The 20,259-nt window shown below is 59.3% G+C and carries 18 protein-coding genes; 14 read left to right on the forward strand and 4 right to left on the reverse strand.

The window, feature by feature from the left end; translation table 11 throughout:
- The first annotated feature begins 14 nt into the window (after nt 1-14).
- From atpB to glmS, 11 genes are all read left to right on the forward strand, one after another.
- Nucleotides 15-884 carry a F0F1 ATP synthase subunit A gene (atpB, locus tag KGB28_RS06675; RefSeq protein WP_150728260.1) on the forward strand — a complete coding sequence of 290 codons (870 nt, stop codon included), beginning with the start codon at nt 15-17 and terminating at the stop codon, nt 882-884.
- 134 nt (nt 885-1,018) lie between these two features.
- Nucleotides 1,019-1,276 carry a F0F1 ATP synthase subunit C gene (gene atpE, locus KGB28_RS06680; protein WP_003097235.1) on the forward strand — a complete coding sequence of 86 codons (258 nt, stop codon included), beginning with the start codon at nt 1,019-1,021 and terminating at the stop codon, nt 1,274-1,276.
- A gap of 58 nt (nt 1,277-1,334) precedes the next feature.
- On the forward strand, nt 1,335-1,805 hold the full coding sequence (locus KGB28_RS06685) for a F0F1 ATP synthase subunit B (RefSeq protein WP_008045681.1): 471 nt from the start codon (nt 1,335-1,337) through the stop codon (nt 1,803-1,805).
- A 12-nt stretch (nt 1,806-1,817) separates the two neighbouring features.
- Complete coding sequence (locus tag KGB28_RS06690) at nt 1,818-2,354, forward strand: F0F1 ATP synthase subunit delta (protein WP_008045680.1); 537 nt, start codon at nt 1,818-1,820, stop codon at nt 2,352-2,354.
- Between the two features lie 21 nt (nt 2,355-2,375).
- Nucleotides 2,376-3,920 carry a F0F1 ATP synthase subunit alpha gene (atpA, locus tag KGB28_RS06695; RefSeq protein WP_030132553.1) on the forward strand — a complete coding sequence of 515 codons (1,545 nt, stop codon included), beginning with the start codon at nt 2,376-2,378 and terminating at the stop codon, nt 3,918-3,920.
- A 50-nt stretch (nt 3,921-3,970) separates the two neighbouring features.
- On the forward strand, nt 3,971-4,831 hold the full coding sequence (atpG, locus tag KGB28_RS06700) for a F0F1 ATP synthase subunit gamma (RefSeq protein ID WP_008045673.1): 861 nt from the start codon (nt 3,971-3,973) through the stop codon (nt 4,829-4,831).
- Nucleotides 4,832-4,858: 27 nt separating this feature from the next.
- Nucleotides 4,859-6,238: a F0F1 ATP synthase subunit beta gene (gene atpD / locus KGB28_RS06705; RefSeq protein ID WP_008045671.1), complete on the forward strand. Its 1,380-nt coding sequence runs from the start codon at nt 4,859-4,861 to the stop codon at nt 6,236-6,238.
- 45 nt (nt 6,239-6,283) lie between these two features.
- On the forward strand, nt 6,284-6,709 hold the full coding sequence (locus tag KGB28_RS06710; RefSeq protein ID WP_007969909.1) for a F0F1 ATP synthase subunit epsilon: 426 nt from the start codon (nt 6,284-6,286) through the stop codon (nt 6,707-6,709).
- A gap of 113 nt (nt 6,710-6,822) precedes the next feature.
- Complete coding sequence (glmU, locus tag KGB28_RS06715) at nt 6,823-8,190, forward strand: bifunctional UDP-N-acetylglucosamine diphosphorylase/glucosamine-1-phosphate N-acetyltransferase GlmU (RefSeq protein WP_223443620.1); 1,368 nt, start codon at nt 6,823-6,825, stop codon at nt 8,188-8,190.
- A gap of 194 nt (nt 8,191-8,384) precedes the next feature.
- Nucleotides 8,385-9,161 (forward strand): DeoR family transcriptional regulator, encoded by a 777-nt coding sequence (locus KGB28_RS06720; RefSeq protein ID WP_150728262.1) that lies wholly within the window; start codon nt 8,385-8,387, stop codon nt 9,159-9,161.
- 1 nt (nt 9,162) lies between these two features.
- Nucleotides 9,163-10,995: a glutamine--fructose-6-phosphate transaminase (isomerizing) gene (glmS, locus tag KGB28_RS06725; protein ID WP_223443623.1), complete on the forward strand. Its 1,833-nt coding sequence runs from the start codon at nt 9,163-9,165 to the stop codon at nt 10,993-10,995.
- A gap of 46 nt (nt 10,996-11,041) precedes the next feature.
- Here the strand turns inward: glmS and KGB28_RS06730 are convergent, their stop codons facing one another.
- The 4 genes from KGB28_RS06730 to KGB28_RS06745 are packed head-to-tail and all read right to left on the reverse strand — an operon-like array spanning nt 11,042 to nt 15,851.
- On the reverse strand, nt 11,042-12,067 hold the full coding sequence (locus KGB28_RS06730) for a DUF2955 domain-containing protein (RefSeq protein ID WP_223443625.1): 1,026 nt from the start codon (nt 12,065-12,067) through the stop codon (nt 11,042-11,044).
- Nucleotides 12,057-13,175 (reverse strand): HlyD family secretion protein, encoded by a 1,119-nt coding sequence (locus KGB28_RS06735; protein ID WP_223443628.1) that lies wholly within the window; start codon nt 13,173-13,175, stop codon nt 12,057-12,059. The genes KGB28_RS06730 and KGB28_RS06735 overlap by 11 nt, the downstream gene beginning before the upstream one ends.
- Nucleotides 13,168-14,679, reverse strand: coding sequence for an efflux transporter outer membrane subunit (locus tag KGB28_RS06740; protein WP_223443631.1), 1,512 nt, complete (start codon nt 14,677-14,679; stop codon nt 13,168-13,170). Before KGB28_RS06740 ends, KGB28_RS06735 begins: the two co-directional genes overlap by 8 nt.
- A gap of 14 nt (nt 14,680-14,693) precedes the next feature.
- A complete protein-coding gene (locus tag KGB28_RS06745) occupies nt 14,694-15,851 on the reverse strand; it encodes an AI-2E family transporter (RefSeq protein ID WP_223443634.1) in 1,158 nt (385 codons plus the stop codon).
- Between the two features lie 568 nt (nt 15,852-16,419).
- Between KGB28_RS06745 and KGB28_RS06750 the strand changes: the two genes are divergently transcribed.
- The 3 genes from KGB28_RS06750 to KGB28_RS06760 all read left to right on the forward strand — a co-directional run bounded on the left by KGB28_RS06750 (nt 16,420) and on the right by KGB28_RS06760 (nt 20,161).
- Nucleotides 16,420-17,322 carry a LysR family transcriptional regulator gene (locus KGB28_RS06750; protein ID WP_223443638.1) on the forward strand — a complete coding sequence of 301 codons (903 nt, stop codon included), beginning with the start codon at nt 16,420-16,422 and terminating at the stop codon, nt 17,320-17,322.
- Nucleotides 17,323-17,440: 118 nt separating this feature from the next.
- A complete protein-coding gene (locus KGB28_RS06755) occupies nt 17,441-18,067 on the forward strand; it encodes a glutathione S-transferase family protein (RefSeq protein ID WP_223443641.1) in 627 nt (208 codons plus the stop codon).
- Nucleotides 18,068-18,130: 63 nt separating this feature from the next.
- A complete protein-coding gene (locus tag KGB28_RS06760; RefSeq protein WP_223443653.1) occupies nt 18,131-20,161 on the forward strand; it encodes a pyridoxamine 5'-phosphate oxidase family protein in 2,031 nt (676 codons plus the stop codon).
- The last annotated feature ends 98 nt before the right edge of the window (nt 20,162-20,259 follow it).

A 20,259-nucleotide genomic window follows, 5' to 3' on the forward strand; every position in this document is an offset into this window, starting at 1 on the left:
CGTTTGAGGCAAACATGGCAGAAACAACCGCTTCGGGCTATATCCAGCACCACTTGCAGAACCTGACCTTCGGTCAGCTCCCAAACGGCGGCTGGGGCTTTGCCCACACCGCAGCAGAAGCCAAGGAAATGGGCTTCTGGGCTTTCCACGTCGATACCCTCGGCTGGTCGGTCGCATTGGGTCTGATCTTCGTTCTTCTTTTCCGCATGGCGGCAAAGAAAGCGACATCGGGTCAGCCTGGTGCTTTGCAGAACTTCGTTGAAGTATTGGTCGAATTCGTCGATGGCAGCGTGAAAGACAGCTTCCATGGCCGTAGCCCGGTGATTGCACCGCTGGCACTGACTATCTTCGTCTGGGTGTTCCTGATGAACGCCGTCGACCTGGTACCGGTCGACTGGATTCCTCAAGTAGCCATGTGGATCTCCGGCGACGCGCACATCCCGTTCCGCGCCGTGTCGACCACCGACCCGAACGCGACTCTGGGCATGGCCATCTCGGTCTTCGCACTGATCATTTTCTATAGCATCAAGGTCAAGGGCATCGGCGGCTTCATCGGCGAACTGACCCTGCACCCGTTCGGCAGCAAGAACATCTTCGTTCAGGCCCTGCTGATCCCGGTGAACTTCCTGCTGGAATTCGTGACCCTGATCGCCAAGCCGATCTCCCTGGCTCTGCGTCTGTTCGGCAACATGTATGCCGGCGAGCTGGTCTTCATTCTGATTGCTGTGATGTTCGGCAGCGGTCTGCTCTGGCTCAGTGGCCTGGGCGTTGTTCTGCAGTGGGCGTGGGCTGTGTTCCACATCCTGATCATCACCCTGCAGGCGTTCATCTTCATGATGCTGACCATCGTCTACCTGTCGATGGCGCACGAAGAAAACCATTAAGACCAGTCTCGACTAGTCTGATGTCCTTCCCGGTAAAACGGGAAGGGGCTCTTCACTGGGCCTCTGAAACGATTTGTTTTACCGCTTTAAATTAAAAAAACCTAAACCATACGACGTAAAAGTCGGGAGGAAAGATGGAAACTGTAGTTGGTCTAACCGCTATCGCTGTTGCACTGTTGATCGGCCTGGGCGCACTGGGTACCGCAATTGGTTTCGGCCTGCTGGGCGGCAAGTTCCTGGAAGGCGCAGCGCGTCAGCCAGAAATGGTTCCAATGCTGCAAGTTAAAATGTTCATCGTTGCCGGTCTGCTCGACGCCGTAACCATGATCGGTGTTGGTATCGCTCTGTTCTTCACCTTTGCGAACCCGTTCGTTGGTCAAATCGCTGGCTAATTACTCGGATCTTCCGGGTAATTTGGTGTGATGGACAACGTAACTGCGAGGTGTTGGCGTGAACATTAATGCGACCCTGATTGGCCAGTCCGTTGCGTTCCTGATTTTTGTACTGTTCTGCATGAAGTTCGTATGGCCTCCGGTCATTGCGGCATTGCACGAACGTCAAAAGAAGATCGCTGATGGTCTGGACGCTGCCAGCCGTGCAGCTCGCGACCTGGAGTTGGCCCAAGAAAAAGCGGGTCACCAACTGCGCGAAGCGAAAGCTCAGGCAGCTGAAATCATCGAGCAAGCCAAGAAACGCGGTAACCAGATTGTCGAAGAGGCTGTTGAAAAAGCCCGTGTCGACGCTGACCGTGTGAAGGTTCAGGCTCAGGCCGAGATCGAACAGGAACTGAACAGTGTCAAAGACGCGCTGCGTGCCCAAGTGGGCTTGCTGGCAGTCGGCGGCGCCGAGAAGATCCTGGGTGCCACAATCGATCAAAACGCGCACGCAGAGCTGGTTAACCAACTGGCTGCTGAAATCTAAGCGAGGGCGATCATGGCAGAACTGACCACGTTGGCCCGACCTTACGCTAAGGCGGCCTTCGAGCACGCTCAGGCCCACCAGCAACTGGCCAATTGGTCAGCCATGCTCGGCCTGGCTGCAGCGGTGTCGGAAGACGACACCATGCAGCGCGTGCTCAAGGCCCCGCGACTGACGAGCGCAGAAAAGGCCGCCACGTTCATTGACGTGTGCGGCGACAAGTTTGATGCGAAGGCACAGAACTTCATCCACGTCGTTGCCGAAAACGACCGTCTCCCGCTGTTGCCGGAGATCGCCGCTCTGTTCGACCTGTACAAGGCCGAACAAGAGAAGTCGGTAGACGTAGAAGTCACCAGTGCTTTTGCATTGAACCAAGAACAGCAAGACAAACTCGCCAAGGTTCTCAGTGCACGACTCAACCGGGAAGTGCGCCTGCAAGTTGCGGAGGACGCTGCCCTTATTGGTGGTGTCGTCATCCGCGCCGGCGACCTGGTTATCGATGGCTCGATTCGCGGCAAAATCGCGAAACTTGCCGAAGCATTGAAATCTTGAGTTTGAAGGGGCAGCAGAGCAATGCAGCAACTCAATCCTTCCGAAATAAGTGAAATTATCAAGGGCCGCATCGACAAGCTCGATGTGACCTCCCAAGCCCGTAACGAAGGCACTGTCGTCAGCGTATCTGACGGTATCGTGCGGATTCACGGTCTGGCCGACGTAATGTACGGCGAGATGATCGAGTTTCCGGGCGGCGTCTTCGGTATGGCCCTCAACCTGGAGCAAGACTCCGTAGGTGCCGTTGTATTGGGCGCATACCAGTCTCTGGCTGAAGGCATGAGCGCCAAGTGCACTGGCCGCATCCTGGAAGTTCCGGTTGGTAAGGAACTGCTGGGTCGCGTAGTCGACGCACTGGGTAACCCTGTTGACGGCAAAGGTCCACTGGGCAACACCGAGACCGACGCGGTCGAGAAAGTTGCTCCAGGCGTGATCTGGCGTAAGTCGGTAGACCAGCCTGTACAGACTGGCTACAAGGCTGTCGATGCCATGATCCCTGTCGGCCGTGGCCAGCGTGAGCTGATCATCGGTGACCGTCAGATCGGTAAAACCGCTCTGGCGATCGACGCGATCATCAACCAGAAGAACAGCGGCATTTTCTGCGTCTACGTAGCAATCGGTCAGAAACAATCGACCATCGCCAACGTGGTTCGCAAGCTGGAAGAAAACGGCGCCCTGGCCAACACGATCATCGTGGCTGCCAGTGCTTCGGAATCTCCTGCGCTGCAATTCCTGGCACCGTACTCCGGTTGCACCATGGGTGAATTCTTCCGCGACCGCGGTGAAGACGCGCTGATCGTTTATGACGATCTGTCCAAGCAAGCAGTGGCTTACCGCCAGATTTCCCTGCTGCTGCGTCGTCCACCAGGCCGTGAAGCTTACCCAGGCGACGTGTTCTATCTCCACTCCCGTCTGCTGGAGCGCGCATCCCGCGTTTCGGAAGAATACGTAGAGAAGTTCACCAACGGCGCAGTGACCGGCAAAACCGGTTCCCTGACCGCACTGCCGATCATCGAAACCCAGGCTGGCGACGTTTCCGCGTTCGTTCCGACCAACGTGATTTCCATCACCGACGGTCAGATCTTCCTGGAATCGGCCATGTTCAACTCGGGCATCCGCCCTGCAGTGAACGCCGGTGTTTCGGTATCCCGTGTGGGTGGTGCCGCTCAGACCAAGATCATCAAGAAGCTGTCCGGTGGTATCCGTACCGCTCTGGCTCAGTACCGTGAACTGGCGGCATTCGCCCAGTTCGCTTCTGACCTGGACGAAGCGACCCGTAAGCAACTTGAGCATGGTCAGCGCGTTACCGAGCTGATGAAGCAGAAGCAATACGCACCAATGTCGATCGCTGACATGGCGCTGTCGCTGTATGCCGCTGAGCGTGGGTTCCTGACTGACGTTGAAATCGCCAAGATCGGCAGCTTCGAGCAAGCGCTGATTGCTTTCTTCAACCGCGATCACGCCGATTTGATGGCGAAGATCAACGTGAAAGGTGACTTCAATGACGAAATCGACGCTGGCATGAAAGCCGGTATCGAGAAGTTCAAGGCCACCCAAACCTGGTAAGCCGCAGCGGGAGCCGCAAGGCTCCCGCTTGCTAACCTGATAGGTGTTACATGGCAGGCGCAAAAGAGATTCGCAGTAAGATTGCGAGCATCAAAAGCACGCAAAAGATTACCAGCGCCATGGAAAAAGTGGCGGTCAGCAAAATGCGCAAGGCACAAATGCGCATGGCTGCTAGCCGTCCTTATGCGGAGCGTATCCGCCAGGTAATTGGGCATCTGGCCAACGCCAACCCGGAATACCGCCACCCGTTCATGATCGACCGCGAAATCAAGCGTGTTGGTTATGTCGTAGTGAGCAGTGACCGTGGTCTGTGCGGCGGCTTGAACACCAACCTGTTCAAGGCCCTGGTCAAGGACATGGCGGTAAACCGCGAAAACGGCGTCGAGATCGATCTGTGTGTCGTTGGTAGCAAGGGTGCGGCCTTTTTCCGCAACTTCGGCGGTAACGTCGTTGCAGCTATCAGCCACCTGGGTGAAGAGCCGTCGATCAATGATCTGATCGGCAGCGTCAAGGTGATGCTGGATGCCTACCTGGACGGCCGTATTGACCGCCTGTCCGTGGTGTCCAACAAGTTCATCAACACCATGACGCAACAGCCTACCGTGGAGCAGTTGATTCCACTGGTGGCAACCCCGGATCAAGACCTCAAGCACCACTGGGACTATCTCTACGAACCGGATGCCAAGGAGCTGCTGGACGGCTTGATGGTCCGTTACGTGGAGTCGCAGGTCTACCAGGCGGTGGTCGAGAACAACGCGGCTGAACAAGCTGCGCGGATGATCGCGATGAAGAACGCTACCGACAACGCCGGTGATTTGATCAGCGATTTGCAGCTGGTCTACAACAAGGCGCGTCAGGCTGCGATCACCCAAGAGATCTCGGAAATCGTCGGCGGCGCTGCCGCGGTTTAACGGTTCAAATATTCAGAGGATCCAGCTATGAGTAGCGGACGTATCGTTCAAATCATCGGCGCCGTTATCGACGTGGAATTTCCACGCGACAGCGTACCGAGCATCTACAACGCGCTGACAGTTCAAAGCGCGGCCGGGACCACTCTGGAAGTTCAGCAGCAGCTGGGCGACGGCGTGGTTCGTACCATTGCGATGGGTTCCACCGAAGGCTTGAAGCGCGGTCTGGACGTTGTCGACTCCGGCGCAGCCATCTCCGTACCGGTCGGTAAAGCGACTCTGGGCCGGATCATGGACGTTCTGGGCAACCCGATCGACGAAGCAGGTCCAATCGCTACTGAAGAGCGTTGGGGCATTCACCGTCCAGCGCCTTCGTTCGCTGAACAAGCAGGCGGCAACGACCTGCTGGAAACCGGCATCAAGGTTATCGACCTGGTTTGCCCGTTCGCCAAAGGCGGTAAAGTCGGTCTGTTCGGTGGTGCCGGTGTAGGCAAGACCGTAAACATGATGGAACTGATCCGTAACATCGCCATCGAGCACAGCGGTTATTCCGTGTTCGCCGGTGTGGGTGAGCGTACTCGTGAGGGTAACGACTTCTACCACGAGATGAAGGATTCCAACGTTCTGGACAAAGTGGCACTGGTTTACGGTCAGATGAACGAGCCGCCGGGTAACCGTCTGCGCGTAGCACTGACCGGCCTGACCATGGCCGAGAAGTTCCGTGACGAAGGTAACGACGTTCTGCTGTTCGTCGACAACATCTACCGTTACACCTTGGCCGGTACTGAAGTATCCGCACTGCTGGGCCGTATGCCTTCCGCAGTAGGCTACCAGCCGACCCTGGCTGAAGAGATGGGCGTTCTGCAAGAACGTATCACTTCGACCAAGGAAGGTTCGATCACTTCGATCCAAGCGGTATACGTACCTGCGGATGACTTGACCGACCCGTCGCCAGCGACCACCTTCGCCCACTTGGACGCTACCGTCGTTCTGTCCCGTGACATCGCTTCCCTGGGTATCTACCCAGCGGTAGACCCACTGGATTCGACTTCGCGCCAGCTGGACCCGAACGTAATCGGCCAGGACCACTACGACACCGCTCGCGGCGTTCAGTACGTTCTGCAGCGTTACAAAGAACTGAAGGACATCATTGCGATCCTGGGTATGGACGAGCTGTCGGAAGCCGACAAGCAGTTGGTAAACCGTGCTCGTAAGATCCAGCGCTTCTTGTCGCAGCCGTTCTTCGTGGCTGAAGTCTTCACCGGTGCATCGGGTAAATACGTTTCCCTGAAAGACACCATTGCTGGCTTCAAAGGCATCCTCAACGGTGACTACGACCACCTGCCAGAACAAGCGTTCTACATGGTTGGCGGCATCGAAGAAGCGATCGAAAAAGCCAAGAAACTGTAATCCCGGCGCCCGGCAACGGGCGCTAATTTAGGTTGAGGCAATCAGATGGCTATGACAGTCCATTGCGATATCGTCAGCGCGGAAGGAGAAATCTTTTCCGGTCTGGTCGAGATGGTGATTGCGCACGGTGCACTGGGTGATCTTGGTATCGCCCTGGGTCACGCGCCGCTGATCACTAATCTGAAGCCAGGTCCGATCCGCCTGGTCAAGCAGGGCGGGGAAGAGGAGGTGTATTACATCTCCGGTGGTTTCCTCGAGGTTCAGCCGAACATGGTCAAGGTTCTTGCCGACACCGTGCAACGTGCTGCCGACCTGGATGAAGCCTCCGCTCAGGAAGCCGTCAAGGCTGCCGAGAAGGCCTTGCATGAACGAGGCGCAGAATTCGATTACGGTTCTGCTGCCGCACGTCTGGCCGAGGCTGCAGCTCAGCTGCGCACCGTCCAGCAGATCCGCAAGAAGTTCGGCCACTAAGGCTGCGCTTGTTGTGTGATTGATTAAAAAGGGTAGCCTCGGCTACCCTTTTTTCTTTTCCAATTTTTACAACCCGGTCGCAGCCGCTGACCACCCAGGATTGGTAGCCAGTCATGTCTCTTGAAATCGTTATTCTCGCTGCAGGCCAAGGCACGCGCATGCGTTCCGCTTTGCCGAAAGTTTTGCACCCGATTGCCGGCAACTCCATGCTCGGTCATGTTATCCACAGCGCTCGGCAACTTGATCCACAGCGCATCCACGTCGTGATCGGTCATGGTGCCGACGCCGTGCGCGAACGCCTGGCGGCGGATGATCTGAATTTCGTCCTGCAGGATAAACAATTGGGTACCGGTCACGCCGTTGCTCAAGCCGTGCCGTTCATTCAGTCCGACACCGTGCTGGTGCTCTACGGTGATGTGCCGTTGATCGAGGTCGAAACCCTGCAGCGCCTGCTCAAGCAGGTGGGTCCGCAGCAATTGGGCCTGCTGACCGTCGAGCTGGATGACCCGACCGGTTACGGCCGTATTGTTCGTGATGCCGCTGGCAAGGTTGCGGCCATCGTCGAACAGAAAGATGCCAATGACGCCGAACGCAAGATCACCGAAGGCAATACCGGCATTCTGGCGCTGCCTTTTGCCCGTCTTGGCGACTGGATGAGCCGCCTCTCCAATAACAACGCCCAGGGCGAGTACTACCTGACCGATATTATTGCCATGGCAGTGAGCGATGGTCTGGTGGTGGCCACCGAGCAACCGCACGACGCCATGGAAGTGCAGGGCGCCAACGACCGCAAGCAGCTTTCCGAACTGGAACGGCATTATCAATTGCGCGCCGGTCGTCGTTTGATGGCTCAAGGTGTGACGCTGCGCGACCCGGCACGATTCGATGTACGGGGAGACGTGACGGTAGGCCGTGACGTGCTCATCGACATCAACGTGATCCTCGAAGGCAAGGTCGTCATTGAGGATGACGTGGTGATCGGCCCGAACTGTGTGATCAAGGACAGCACCCTGCGCAAAGGTGTGGTCATCAAGGCCAACAGCCATATCGAAGGTGCCATTCTGGGTGAAGGCAGCGATGCCGGCCCGTTCGCGCGACTGCGTCCAGGTACCGTGCTGGAAGCCCGGGCGCATGTGGGTAACTTCGTCGAGTTGAAAAACGCGCACCTGGGCGAAGGCGCCAAGGCCGGTCACCTGGCTTATCTGGGCGATGCCGAAGTGGGCGCGCGTACCAACATCGGTGCCGGTACCATCACCTGCAACTATGATGGCGCCAACAAGTGGAAAACCGTGTTGGGCGAAGATGTGTTCATTGGTTCCAACAACTCGTTGGTAGCACCTGTGGATATCCTGGACGGTGCGACCACAGCGGCCGGCTCGACCATTACCTCGGCTGTGGATAAATCCCAGTTGGCCATCGGGCGTGCTCGTCAGAAGAACATCGACGGCTGGAAGCGGCCGGAGAAGATTAACAAGAGCTGAGTTATCCACACTCCAATGATCGGCTGAAGTTATTCACAGCCTGATCCATTGCATTCGCGGGCAAGTCGGATCGCCGCTCCGACTTGCCCGCGATGCTTTTATCCACAGCTCTTTTTATCGCATGGCGCTTGACGAAGTTTCGCTGATAGGTTTTGATTGCTTCCGCCATCTTTCGAAACGAAACTTATCCGCTCATGTCGAAGCGCAACACACCTCAGCGTCGTCACAACATCCTCGCCTTGCTCAATGAGCAGGGCGAAGTCAGTGTGGATGAGTTGGCCAAGCGCTTCGAAACGTCGGAAGTTACGATTCGCAAGGATCTGGCGGCACTTGAAAGCAATGGCCTGTTGCTGCGTCGTTACGGCGGGGCGATCACCATGCCTCAGGAATTGGTCGCGGACCTTGGCCAGCCGGTTTCCAAATACAAGCAAGCCATCGCCCGTGCCGCCGTCGCGCGGATTCGCGAGCATGCGCGCATCATTATCGACAGTGGCAGTACCACCGCCTCCATGATTCCGGAACTCGGACAGCAACCCGGCCTGGTGGTGATGACCAACTCGCTGCATGTCGCTAATGCCCTGAGCGAACTTGAGCACGAACCGGTGCTGTTGATGACCGGTGGTACCTGGGACCCGCATTCCGAGTCCTTTCAGGGGCAGGTTGCCGAGCAGGTACTCCGCTCCTACGACTTCGACCAGCTGTTTATCGGCGCCGATGGCATCGATCTGGTTCGCGGTACAACCACCTTCAACGAACTGCTCGGGCTGAGCCGGGTCATGGCCGAAGTCGCCCGCGAAGTAGTCGTTATGGTGGAGGCTGACAAGATCGGCCGCAAGATTCCCAACCTGGAGCTGCCCTGGAGCAGTGTCCATACCCTTATTACGGATGAACGCCTGCCGCTTGAGGCTCGCGATCAGATTCAGGCCCGCGGCATCAATTTGATTTGCGCGGCAGTCAGTCAGGAGAAATAGCATGTGTGGAATTGTCGGCGCAGTCGCAGAACGTAACATCACCGCCATCCTCGTCGAAGGCCTGAAACGCCTCGAATACCGTGGGTATGACAGCGCTGGCGTGGCGGTCTACACCAACGATGAAAAACTCGAGCGCATGCGTCGTCCGGGCAAGGTCAGTGAGCTGGAGCAGGCACTGACCACCGAGCCGCTGGTCGGTCGTCTGGGCATCGCCCACACGCGCTGGGCCACCCACGGTGCACCGTGCGAGCGCAATGCTCACCCGCACTTCTCCGGTGACCTGGCGGTGGTGCACAACGGCATCATCGAAAACCACGAAGCCTTGCGTGAACAACTCAAGGCCCTGGGTTATGTGTTCACCTCGGACACCGACACCGAAGTCATCGCTCACCTGCTGAACCACAAACTCAAGGATCTGAGCGACCTGACCGTGGCCCTCAAGGCGACCGTCAAAGAGTTGCACGGTGCTTACGGCCTGGCAGTTATCAGCTCGAAGCAACCGGATCGTCTGGTCGCAGCCCGCAGCGGCAGCCCGCTGGTGATCGGCCTGGGCCTGGGGGAAAACTTCCTGGCGTCCGACCAGTTGGCCCTGCGTCAGGTCACCGACCGCTTCATGTACCTGGAAGAAGGCGATATCGCCGAAATCCGCCGCGACAGCGTGCAGATCTGGGACATTGACGGCCAGGCTGTCGAGCGCGAAGCCGTGCAGTATCGCGACGGTGCCGAAGCCGCTGAAAAGGGCGAGTTCCGCCACTTCATGCTCAAGGAAATCCACGAGCAACCATCTGTGGTGCAGCGCACCCTGGAAGGTCGTCTGAGCCAGAACCAGGTACTGGTACAGGCATTCGGCCCACAGGCTGCCGAGCTGTTCGCCAAAGTACGCAACGTACAGATCGTCGCGTGCGGTACCAGTTACCACGCCGGCATGGTCGCGCGTTACTGGCTCGAAGAACTGGCCGGCATTCCTTGCCAGGTCGAAGTCGCCAGCGAATTCCGCTACCGCAAGGTAGTGGTGCAGCCGGACACCCTGTTTGTGACCATTTCCCAGTCCGGCGAAACCGCCGACACCCTGGCCGCGCTGCGCAACGCCAAGGAACTGGGCTTCCTCGCCAGCCTGGCGATCTGCAACGTCGGTATCAGCTCGCTGGTGCGTGAATCCGATCTGACCCTGTTGACCCAGGCCGGTCGCGAAATCGGTGTGGCATCGACCAAAGCCTTCACCACGCAACTGGTTGGCCTATTGTTGCTGACGCTTTCCCTGGGCCAGGTTCGTGGCACCTTGGCCAAAGGCGTCGAAGCGACGCTGGTCGAAGAACTGCGTCGTTTGCCAACCCGTCTGGGCGAAGCGCTGGCCATGGACAGCACCGTGGAAAAAATCTCCGAGCTGTTCGCCGAGAAACACCACACGCTGTTCCTCGGCCGTGGCGCGCAGTTCCCGGTGGCGATGGAAGGGGCACTCAAGCTCAAGGAAATCTCCTACATCCACGCTGAAGCCTATCCGGCCGGTGAGCTGAAACACGGCCCGTTGGCGCTTGTGGATAACGACATGCCGGTGGTGACCGTGGCGCCGAACAACGAGCTGCTGGAGAAGCTGAAGTCCAACCTTCAGGAAGTCCGCGCCCGTGGTGGCCAGTTGATCGTCTTCGCAGACGAGAAGGCCGGCATGACCAACGGTGAAGGCACCCACGTGGTGCACATGCCGCACATCCACGACATCCTGTCGCCGATTCTCTACACCATCCCGCTGCAGCTGCTGTCGTACTACGTCGCCGTGCTCAAAGGAACCGACGTTGACCAGCCGCGCAACCTGGCGAAGTCGGTGACTGTGGAATAAGTTATCCACAGATGAAAAACCCCCTTCTCAGGGGGTTTTTCTGTTTCTAGGCGGTCGTAATTCGACGTTGCCGCCGCGTATCCAGCAAATAGACCATGGCGCAGGCGTACAAGGTCACCAGGATAAACAGGCCCATGCGGATGGCGAAGGCGGTGTAGACATCCTTGCCCGCGGCACTGTCCTGCACCGATTGGCCGAGCAGAATGATCAGGGTCGCCAGGCTGTTGAGCCAGAAACTCGGTGGTTGTCGGGTCAGTGCCAGGCCATAGAGCTTTCTGGCCGCCAGCAAACCGAACAGCAACATCCACAGAAAGAACATCCACAGGTTGACGAACAGGCTCAGCGCGCACCAGAAAAGAATCGCCATCAGGCCACCGAGCAGGGTCGAGCCGAGCAATTCCTGGCCGGCGGTGCGGGCGCTGGTCGCGCAGCTTTGTTGGCCGAGGCTGACGGCTTTCATGATGATTGGCAGGTAGCTGGCCGGGTCGATCATGGCCAGCAGGAAAGTCGGCAGCACCACCAGCGTGGCCCGTAGCGCCAGCCAGCCGCTTTCGGTTGGCGTAAGGCTCGGGCCGGGTTTGGCCGCGGGGGCACTGGCGGGGTCGGGAAACAGCCAATGGCTGATGGTCAGCGCGGTGACGGCCAGGAACAGGCCCTTGACCAGGGCCACGATCACCTCAAGCGCCAGGGCGAATTCAGCGGTTCCGGCCGAGCTGATCAAGGTCAGGCCCACCACCAGGAAGGTCGCCACCAGCGGGTTGCCGCCGCGCAGGCCATAACCGAAGGCCAGGAACAGACACAGTCCGACCAGCAATACGCCACTGAACGGGTAGTAACGCAGCAGGGGAATGAGCAGCAGGCCGGTCCCGGTGGTCAGCATAAGGATCAGGATCAGGCCCAGACTGGCCTTGAACGGCAACGGTCGGTTCATCGCTGCCAGCATCATCAGCGCCAGCATCGGCGAGAGGAACGGGATGGGCAGGGCCAGACCAAAGCTCGCCGCCAGGCACAGCGCCGTACCGAAGCTCAGGCGCAGGGCGCGCTGAACCCGGGCCGGGCGCTCAATACGCATAGGACATCCAGCTCATCACGCGCAGGAACAGGCGACCCAGGATATTCAGCGGGTTACTTTCACTCGGGAATGCCATGACTTCGGCCTGTCCGCCGGACCGGATACCTTGCGGGCCGGTCAACTCACCGGGCTCGAACTCGATGATGACCGGAAAGCGCTGGGCAGGGCGTAGCCAATCGCGACTGTTCTCCACTGTCGGCAGGCTGCCCGGCTGGGTGGTCTGGCCGATATCGACGCCATAGCCGACGCTGCGCACATGGCCTTTGAAAATTCTGCCCGGGTGGGCGTCGAGGATGATGGACACCGGCGTCCCGGGCTGGACGCTTCCCAGATTGTTTTCGGTCATGTCGGCGCTGATCCACACATCGTGGATAGCGATCAGGGTCATCACCGGAGCACCGGCGGCGGCGAACTGGCCGACATCGGTGCGCAAATCGGTGATCAGGCCGGCCGAGCGTGCGTGGATCTTCGTGTTGCTCAAGTCCAGCTCGGCTTTTTCAAGGTTGCTGGCGGCGCTGAGCAACTGGGCGTTTTCGTCTTCGTTACCGCCCTGTTGTTCCCGCGCACGTTGCACTTCGGCCTTGGCCGCGGCGACCTGGCTGATGGATTCTGACAGGGTGGCGCGGGATATCTCCAAGCGGCGCAGAGAGATGGTGCCCGGGTCTTCGCTGTACAGGCGTTCAAGCCGCTGGATGTCCTGGCGTGCCTTGAGCTCGTTGGCCTGGGACGCACGCAGGGAGGCTTGCTTGGAGTCGACGCCGGCGGTGTTGGCACCCACCTGCCGACGTGTCGATTCAAGGTCGGCGCGGGCGCGATCGACGGCAATCTGGTACTGCTCCGGGTTGACTTCAAAGAGCAATTCGCCGGCCTTGACGTCCTGGTTGTTGCGTACATTCACCTTGGTCACCCGGCCGGATACCTCGGCGGCCACCGGCACAATGAAGGCCTGCACTCGTGCCTGTTGCGTGTAGGGGGTGTAGCGGTCGGCCATCAGGTACCAGACCAGACTCAGGATGATCAGCAGCACCACCCAGTTGATCGCTTTTTTCGCAGGGTCGGCGGCAGGTGCCGGGGCTTTCTCGTCGACCGGTTGTTGGCTGTCAGTCATGGGCACTTTCCTTCGGTTCGTCGAGCAGATCGCCCCAATCGGTCCGTTCTTGCATTTGTTTGCGGGTAGCCGGGTCGATCAGCGGCTGGTCGCTGTACCAGCCGCCGCCCAGGGCCTTGTACAGGGCGATCAGGCTATTGACCGCGGTGCCACGGTTGACCAGGTAGATATCCTGTTGGGCAAACAGGGCCCGCTGGGCATCCAGCACGCGCTGGAAATCCGAATAGCCTTCGCGGTATTGGGCGTTGGCCAGGGTCACCGATCGTTCGGCGGCCACCGATGCATCACTGAGGATTTGGTCGCGCTCCAGTGCCTTGATCAAGCCGGTCGCGGCATCGTCGGCCTCACGGGCCGCCTGGCGCACACTGTCCTGGTAGATAACGATCAATTGCTGCAAGCGCGCATCCTGCACGCGGACGTTGTTGGTGATCCGGCCGTGGTCGAAGATGTCCCAGCGCAGACTGGGGCCGGCCACCATGTCGAGGGTGTTGGGTGCACCGTTGAGCGAGCTGGCGGACCAGACGATGCTGCCCAGCAGGCTGATGGAGGGGTACAGGTCGGTCTCGGCCACACCGATCAACGCCGATTGCGCCGCCACTTGCAGCTCGGCAGCACGAACATCGGGGCGCCGCACCAGCAGGTTGGCCGGCACATCCTGCAACACCGCGGTATCGAGCAGCGGCACTAAGCCGGTGTTGCGATTGAGGTCAGGGATCGAGCCGGGTGGCTGGCCGATCAGGGTGGACAACGCATTGCGCAAGCTCGCCACCTGGCTCTCGAAATCCGGGATGGTACTGAGGGTGCCCAAGTACTGGGTCTTGGCTTGTTGCAGGTCGAGTTCGGCTTCGGCCCCGCTGTTGAACAGGCGCTCGGTGATCTCGTAGCTGCGCTTCTGCAATTTGGCGTTACTGCGGGCGATGGCCAGGCGCGCCTCGGCGGTGCGCAAGGCGTAGTAGTTTTGCGCCAGTTGCGCGTGCAACAGCACCAAGGCATTTTCATAGTTGGCCTGGGCGGCAAACCAGGAGGCGTCGGCCGACTCGATGGCGCGGCTGAAACGCCCCCAGAAATCCAGTTCCCAGCCGATATCGAAGCCGACGCTGTGTTGCCAGAAATGCGTGTCCTGGGGGTTGGCTCCGCCGGATTGCTTACGGTTCAGGTACAGGCTGTCGGCGCTGGCCTGCTGCAATTGCGGGTAGCGTCCACTCAGGGCGATACCCAATTGTGCCCGGGACTCCATGACCCGCAGGCCAGCGACGTGCAGGTCGGGGTTGTGGGCATCGGCTTCGGCCATCAAATGGTCCAGCACCGGGTCGTTGAACACGCGCCACCATTGGCGGCTGTCGGGTTGCGCGTGTTGTTGGCCGACGATCTCCAGGGCCGGGCTGTTCCAGTGGTCGACCCAGGGCTGGGCCGGCGACTGGAAATCCGGGCCCAGTTGCACGCAGCCCCCCAGGACGACGGTGCCACAGAGCAGAAGCCGGCTGATGCGAGCAGGGCGTGGCATCAAGCGCAAACTCCTCAGACAGGACGCTGATCGTTCGTTGCCTCTATCTTCGGTGTCTCGTTCAACGCCTCGATCTCGGGTGTCTCGTTCATGATCTCGGCAGACGGCTGGTCCTGGACCCATTGCCAGAACAATTGGTAGCCCACCGCCAGCGCAACCGGCCCGATGAACAAACCGATGAAGCCGCCGCTTACCATGCCGCCCAGGGCGCCAATCAGAATCACCGGCATCGGGACATCGACGCCACGACCCAGCATCAACGGCTTGAGGACGTTGTCGGCCATCCCGGCGATCAGACTGTAGATGCCAAACACGACGGTGCCCAAGGTGGTGCCGTCGGTGGCGAAGACATAGGCGATCACCGGGATGGTCACCAGCAGTACCGGCAATTGCATGATCCCCATCAACAGCGCCACCATGGCCAGCAGCCCGGCACCGGGGACACCCATGAGCACGAAGCCCACGCCGACCAGCAACATCTGAATGAACGCGATGCCCACTACGCCCTGGGCGACCGCGCGGATGGTCGCAGTGCAGAGCACGGTAATGCGAGGGCCACGCTCTGGTCCGGAAAGGCGCGAGGTGATGGCCAGGGCGCTTCTTTCGCCGTTTTCGCCATAGGCCATGAACACGCCGGCAATGATCAGGGCGCCGATGAACAACAGAAAACCTACGCCAACGTCAGCCATTTTGCCCAACAAGGTCAGGCCGACGGACTTGATATAAGGCATCAACTTCATGAGCACGCTGCTCATGTCGGTGGCGGCCTGCATCCAGTAGCCATAGAGCGGCTCGCCAATGAGCGGCAGGGAAGCGATTTTTTCGCTGGGGAGCGGAATCTGCAGCGTATCGGACTTGAGGACCGCCAGGGTGCCCTGGACCGATTCACTGATCGAGGTGCCCAGCAGGTAGATCGGTACCATCAGCAAAGCCAGGGCGACCACCACGATCAGGGTAGCGGCACGACCGTCCTTGTTGACCAGCTTGCGCTTGATGAGCGCATGCAGCGGATACAGGGTGATGGCCAGAATCATTGCCCAGAGCATCAGGTTGAGGAAAGGGTGGAAGATCTGGAAGCAGAACAGTACCAGCACCGTAATCAACCCGGCGCGAATCAGTACGTCGAGCAAACCACCGGACAGTGCTCTAGCGGAAATGTTAGTGCGCAACATTGTCGAACTCCTTGCTGTGTCACACAGGTTAGCCAGGCCGTTGAAGTTCAACTCTTCCCTACTAAGGTGAATCCATAAAGCAAGATCGACGGGCAGCCGTCCAAGCGTTAAAAACCCATAACGCCTTACTTTAAGTAGAGAAAACTTCAACGAGGTACCTACCAAAAACCCAATAGGTAACAGGGTGGTTTGTAGTATAGGAGCAGTCGTATATTCCGCCTGTTTGTACAGGCTGGAATTCTGCTGCAGTTGATGGAGTCCGCTGCGAACCCTTGCCTGAAGCGGTTTGGAAGCTGAACCAATGGCTCTTTTTCTCTACCGGGCATTAGTCATTGCAACGGGCTGATCAGGATAATTGCCAACAGTCGCACCCGTCGCAAGAAAATAATCCTCATTAATTATCAATAATTAAGGTTTGTGACACGCTTGGTTTTTACTGTGTAGGCGCTAGAGTGCAGTAGCCCATTGATTTACCTGATGGTCGGACGCCCAACTATGTTGTTGAACATTTGCGCCTGACATTCCGGCCTTCGGTTGCGATTTATCTATCTGAAATGAGGACTTGCCCATGGACCGCTTCCAGGAAATGCAGGTCTTCGCTGCTGTCGCCAAGGAGCAGGGTTTTTCGGCGGCGGCGCGGGGTTTGGGCCTGTCGGCGGCCAGTGTCACCCGAGCGGTAGCGGCGCTGGAGAAGCGGATTGGCACACAACTGCTCACGCGTACCACGCGCAGCGTGTATTTGAGCGAGGCTGGTCAGCGATATCTGGAGGACTGTCGGAGAATTCTCGCCGAGGTGCAGGAAGCCGAGGACTCGGCAGCGGGCAGCCATATCCATCCCCGTGGGCAACTGACCATCACCGCACCGGTCTTGTTTGGAGAGCTGTTCGTCACGCCGATGATGGTGAATTATCTGACGCAATTCCCCGAGGTCTGCATCAACGCGCTGCTGGTGGACCGGGTGGTGAGCGTGGTCGAGGAGGGCGTCGATGTGGCGATTCGCATCGGCGAACTCCCTGACAGCAACCAGCATGCGATTCGGGTCGGCGAGGTGCGTCGGGTGATCTGCGCCTCGCCACAGTTTCTGGCCAGCCATGGTCGGCCCAGGCATCCCCGGGATCTGGCCCAGGCGTCGATTATTGCGACTTCGGCTATCGGCCAACTCAGGAGTTGGCCATTCATTGAAGACGGCGAAACCTTGAGTGTCCGGGCTGAACCGCGACTGGTGGTGACGGCGAGTCAGGCGGCCATCACGGCAGCCTGTCTGGGGTTGGGATTCACGCGGGTACTGTCTTATCAAGTGGCGACCAAGGTGGCCGCTGGTGAGCTGGAAATCATTCTGGCCGACTTCGAACTGCCACCGTTGCCCATCCATGTGGTCTATCAGGGCGGGCGCAAAGCGCCGGCCCGGGTGCGCAGTTTTGTCGATTTCGCGGTGAAGACCCTGCGCGAGCATCCGGCGCTCACGCGTTGAATTATTTCAAGCACTGAAATAATGGATTGCGTTGGCTGGTGATTCTGTTGGTTTGGATGTGAGTAGAAGATACGACCCATCTCTCCTGAACAGCAGCACTCACCCTGAGGTGTCGACCATGCAAGCGATCAAACTCTACAACTTCCCACGTTCCGGCCACGCTCACCGTGTCGAGTTGATGCTGTCCCTGCTGAAATTGCCGACCGAATTGATTTTCGTTGACCTCGCCAAGGGCGAGCACAAGCAACCTGCGTTTCTGGCGCTCAATGCATTCGGTCAGGTGCCGGTGATTGATGATCAAGGCGTAGTGTTGGCCGACTCCAACGCGATACTGGTTTACCTGGCGCAAAAGTACGGCAACGGTCGCTGGCTGCCGGCTGATCCGGTAGGGGCCGCCAAGGTCCAGCGCTGGTTGTCGGTGGCTGCCGGTCCGATTGCCTTCGGCCCTGCCCGGGCAAGATTGATCACTGTGTTTGGCGCGCCTTACAACGCTGCAGAAGTGATTGCCTACGCCCATACCGTGCTCAAAGTGATCGATCACGAACTGGCCAATACGCCGTATCTGGCCGGCACTGAACCGACGATTGCCGACGTCGCCGCCTACAGCTACATCGCCCACGCGCCTGAGGGCAATGTGTCGCTGGAGGAGTACGCCAACATTCGCGCCTGGCTGGCCCGCATCGAAGCCTTGCCGGGTTTTGTCGGCATGCCGCGCACCGTCGCCGGCCTGCAAAAAACCGCCTGATGCCGGTGGCCCGGTGTTGCCGGGCCGCCCCGTTCTGCGCCAGTGGCGCAAGGGAGCAGCCGTATGGACCGTTCACCCTGGCATGCCGGCGAGAAACAACTGCAGGCGCATGTGGGCGTTGCCGAACGAATGGAGGCGTTCGGTCGTAAGGTGATTCGCCGCGAGATGCCGGACCAGCACCGCACCTTCTATCAGCAATTGCCGTTCATGTTGTACGCCGCGGTGGATGCCGACGGTCATCCCTGGGCCAGTATCCTTGAAGGTCAGCCCGGTTTCGCCCACTCGCCAGAACCTGGCTTGCTGCAATTTCGCAGCCTGCCTGCTATTGATGATCCCGCGCAGTTGAGCGACGGTTCGGCCATCGGCCTGTTGGGCATCGAGTTGCACACTCGCCGCCGCAACCGCATCAATGGGCATGTTCGCGCCATGTCCATGGACGGTTTCGCAGTGACGGTGGATCAGTCCTTCGGCAATTGCCCGCAGTACATTCAGTTGCGCCAGTTTCGCTCGGTGCCGCTGGCCGATCCCTCGACGCGTGTCGTCCAGCATTTCAACGAACTGGATAACGCGGCCAAAGCGATGATCGCCGAGGCGGACACCTTCTTCGTTGCCAGTTATGTGGATGTCGACGGTGAGCGCTCGGTGGATGTGTCGCACCGCGGCGGTCAGACCGGTTTCGTCCGTGTGGAGGGCAATCGCCTGACCATTCCGGACTTCGCCGGCAATCTGCATTTCAACACCTTGGGCAACCTGCTGCTCAATCCCCGGGCCGGGTTGTTGTTCATCGATTTCAATACCGGTGATTTGCTGCAGCTCAGCGGGCGCACCGAAATCATCCTGGACGGTCCCCAGGTCGAGGCGTTCCAGGGGGCCGAGCGCCTGTGGACGATCGATGTCGAGCAGGTGGTCCGTCGCCCGGCCGCCCTGGCATTGCGCTGGCGCTTCGACGGAGTTTCACCCACCAGTTTGCTCACCGGCACATGGGAGCAAGCCAAGGCGCGTATACAGGCCAAGGCCCTGGGCGATCAATGGCGGCCGTTGCGGGTGGCGCGGATTGAAGCGCAAAGCCACAGCATCCGCTCAATTTACCTGGAGCCTGCCGACGGAGCCGGGTTGCCACTGTTCCAGGCCGGGCAGCATTTGCCCCTGCGCTTCAACATTGACGGCGATGTGCACATTCGCACGTACAGCCTATCGAGCGCGCCGTCCGATGATTTTTTCCGCATCAGCGTGAAGCGTGACGGGCGGGTGTCTACGCATTTGCATGAGCAGATTCGTGTTGGCGACCTGTTGGACGCGCGGGCGCCGCAAGGGCATTTCACCGTGGCGCCCCATGAGCGTCGGCCATTGGTGTTGCTGGCGGCCGGGGTCGGCATCACGCCGCTGTTGTCGATGCTGCGGGAGGTGGTTTACCAAGGGTTGCGCACCCGCCGTATCCGGCCGACATGGTTCATCCAGAGTTCACGCATGCTGGCCGACCAGCCGTTTCGCCAGGAGCTGGATCGCTTGCTCGATGATGCCGGGGACGCGGTGCGGGTGGTGCGTTTGCTCAGCCAACCAGAAGTCGAAGCAATACAAGGAGAGGACTTCGACCTCAGTGGACGGATCGACGTCGCGCTGCTCAAGGATCTGCTGACAGTCGAGGACTACGATCAGCTGGATTTTGTCGTCTGTGGTCCCGGGAGTTTTACCCAGTCGCTGTACGACGGCTTGCGCGAGTTGGACATTCGCGATTCGCGGATTCACGCCGAAACTTTCGGCCCGTCCACCTTGCGCCGGCGTCCGGACCCCGATGCGGTGGTCATCGAGCAACCGCCAGCCGCCACCACGTCCGTGCCCGTGGTGTTCCAGCGATCTGTCAAGGAGGCGCGCTGGCAACCGGATGGCGGCAGCTTGCTGGAGTTGGCGGAAAGCCGTGGCCTGCGTCCGGAATTCAGTTGTCGCGGCGGCTCCTGCGGCACCTGCAAGACGCGCTTGATCAGCGGTCAGGTGCATTACCCACTGCCGCCAGCGGAGGTGCCGGATGACGGACAGGTGCTGATTTGCTGTGCGATTCCGGCGCAGGGGGCGCAGCCGTTGGTACTCGATATCTGACGATCATTGCAGGCGAACATTGCCCGCCGGTCGATGGCTGAGTAGGGTAGGGGTAGAACGAACAAGGGCCGCAGAGGCTAATGCCTGTCAGTTAAGCC

This window comes from Pseudomonas sp. BF-R-19, assembly GCF_019956445.1.
GTDB classification, from domain to species: domain Bacteria; phylum Pseudomonadota; class Gammaproteobacteria; order Pseudomonadales; family Pseudomonadaceae; genus Aquipseudomonas; species Aquipseudomonas fluorescens_BH.

Coding starts and splice junctions, on each gene's coding strand:
- atpB (WP_150728260.1), top strand. CDS start 15: ATGGCAGAAACAACCGCTTCGGGCTATATCCAGCACCACTTGCAGAAC.
- atpE (WP_003097235.1), top strand. CDS start 1,019: ATGGAAACTGTAGTTGGTCTAACCGCTATCGCTGTTGCACTGTTGATC.
- KGB28_RS06690 (WP_008045680.1), top strand. CDS start 1,818: ATGGCAGAACTGACCACGTTGGCCCGACCTTACGCTAAGGCGGCCTTC.
- atpA (WP_030132553.1), top strand. CDS start 2,376: ATGCAGCAACTCAATCCTTCCGAAATAAGTGAAATTATCAAGGGCCGC.
- atpG (WP_008045673.1), top strand. CDS start 3,971: ATGGCAGGCGCAAAAGAGATTCGCAGTAAGATTGCGAGCATCAAAAGC.
- atpD (WP_008045671.1), top strand. CDS start 4,859: ATGAGTAGCGGACGTATCGTTCAAATCATCGGCGCCGTTATCGACGTG.
- KGB28_RS06710 (WP_007969909.1), top strand. CDS start 6,284: ATGGCTATGACAGTCCATTGCGATATCGTCAGCGCGGAAGGAGAAATC.
- glmU (WP_223443620.1), top strand. CDS start 6,823: ATGTCTCTTGAAATCGTTATTCTCGCTGCAGGCCAAGGCACGCGCATG.
- KGB28_RS06720 (WP_150728262.1), top strand. CDS start 8,385: ATGTCGAAGCGCAACACACCTCAGCGTCGTCACAACATCCTCGCCTTG.
- glmS (WP_223443623.1), top strand. CDS start 9,163: ATGTGTGGAATTGTCGGCGCAGTCGCAGAACGTAACATCACCGCCATC.
- KGB28_RS06730 (WP_223443625.1), bottom strand. CDS start 12,067: ATGCGTATTGAGCGCCCGGCCCGGGTTCAGCGCGCCCTGCGCCTGAGC.
- KGB28_RS06735 (WP_223443628.1), bottom strand. CDS start 13,175: ATGACTGACAGCCAACAACCGGTCGACGAGAAAGCCCCGGCACCTGCC.
- KGB28_RS06740 (WP_223443631.1), bottom strand. CDS start 14,679: ATGCCACGCCCTGCTCGCATCAGCCGGCTTCTGCTCTGTGGCACCGTC.
- KGB28_RS06745 (WP_223443634.1), bottom strand. CDS start 15,851: ATGTTGCGCACTAACATTTCCGCTAGAGCACTGTCCGGTGGTTTGCTC.
- KGB28_RS06750 (WP_223443638.1), top strand. CDS start 16,420: ATGGACCGCTTCCAGGAAATGCAGGTCTTCGCTGCTGTCGCCAAGGAG.
- KGB28_RS06755 (WP_223443641.1), top strand. CDS start 17,441: ATGCAAGCGATCAAACTCTACAACTTCCCACGTTCCGGCCACGCTCAC.
- KGB28_RS06760 (WP_223443653.1), top strand. CDS start 18,131: ATGGACCGTTCACCCTGGCATGCCGGCGAGAAACAACTGCAGGCGCAT.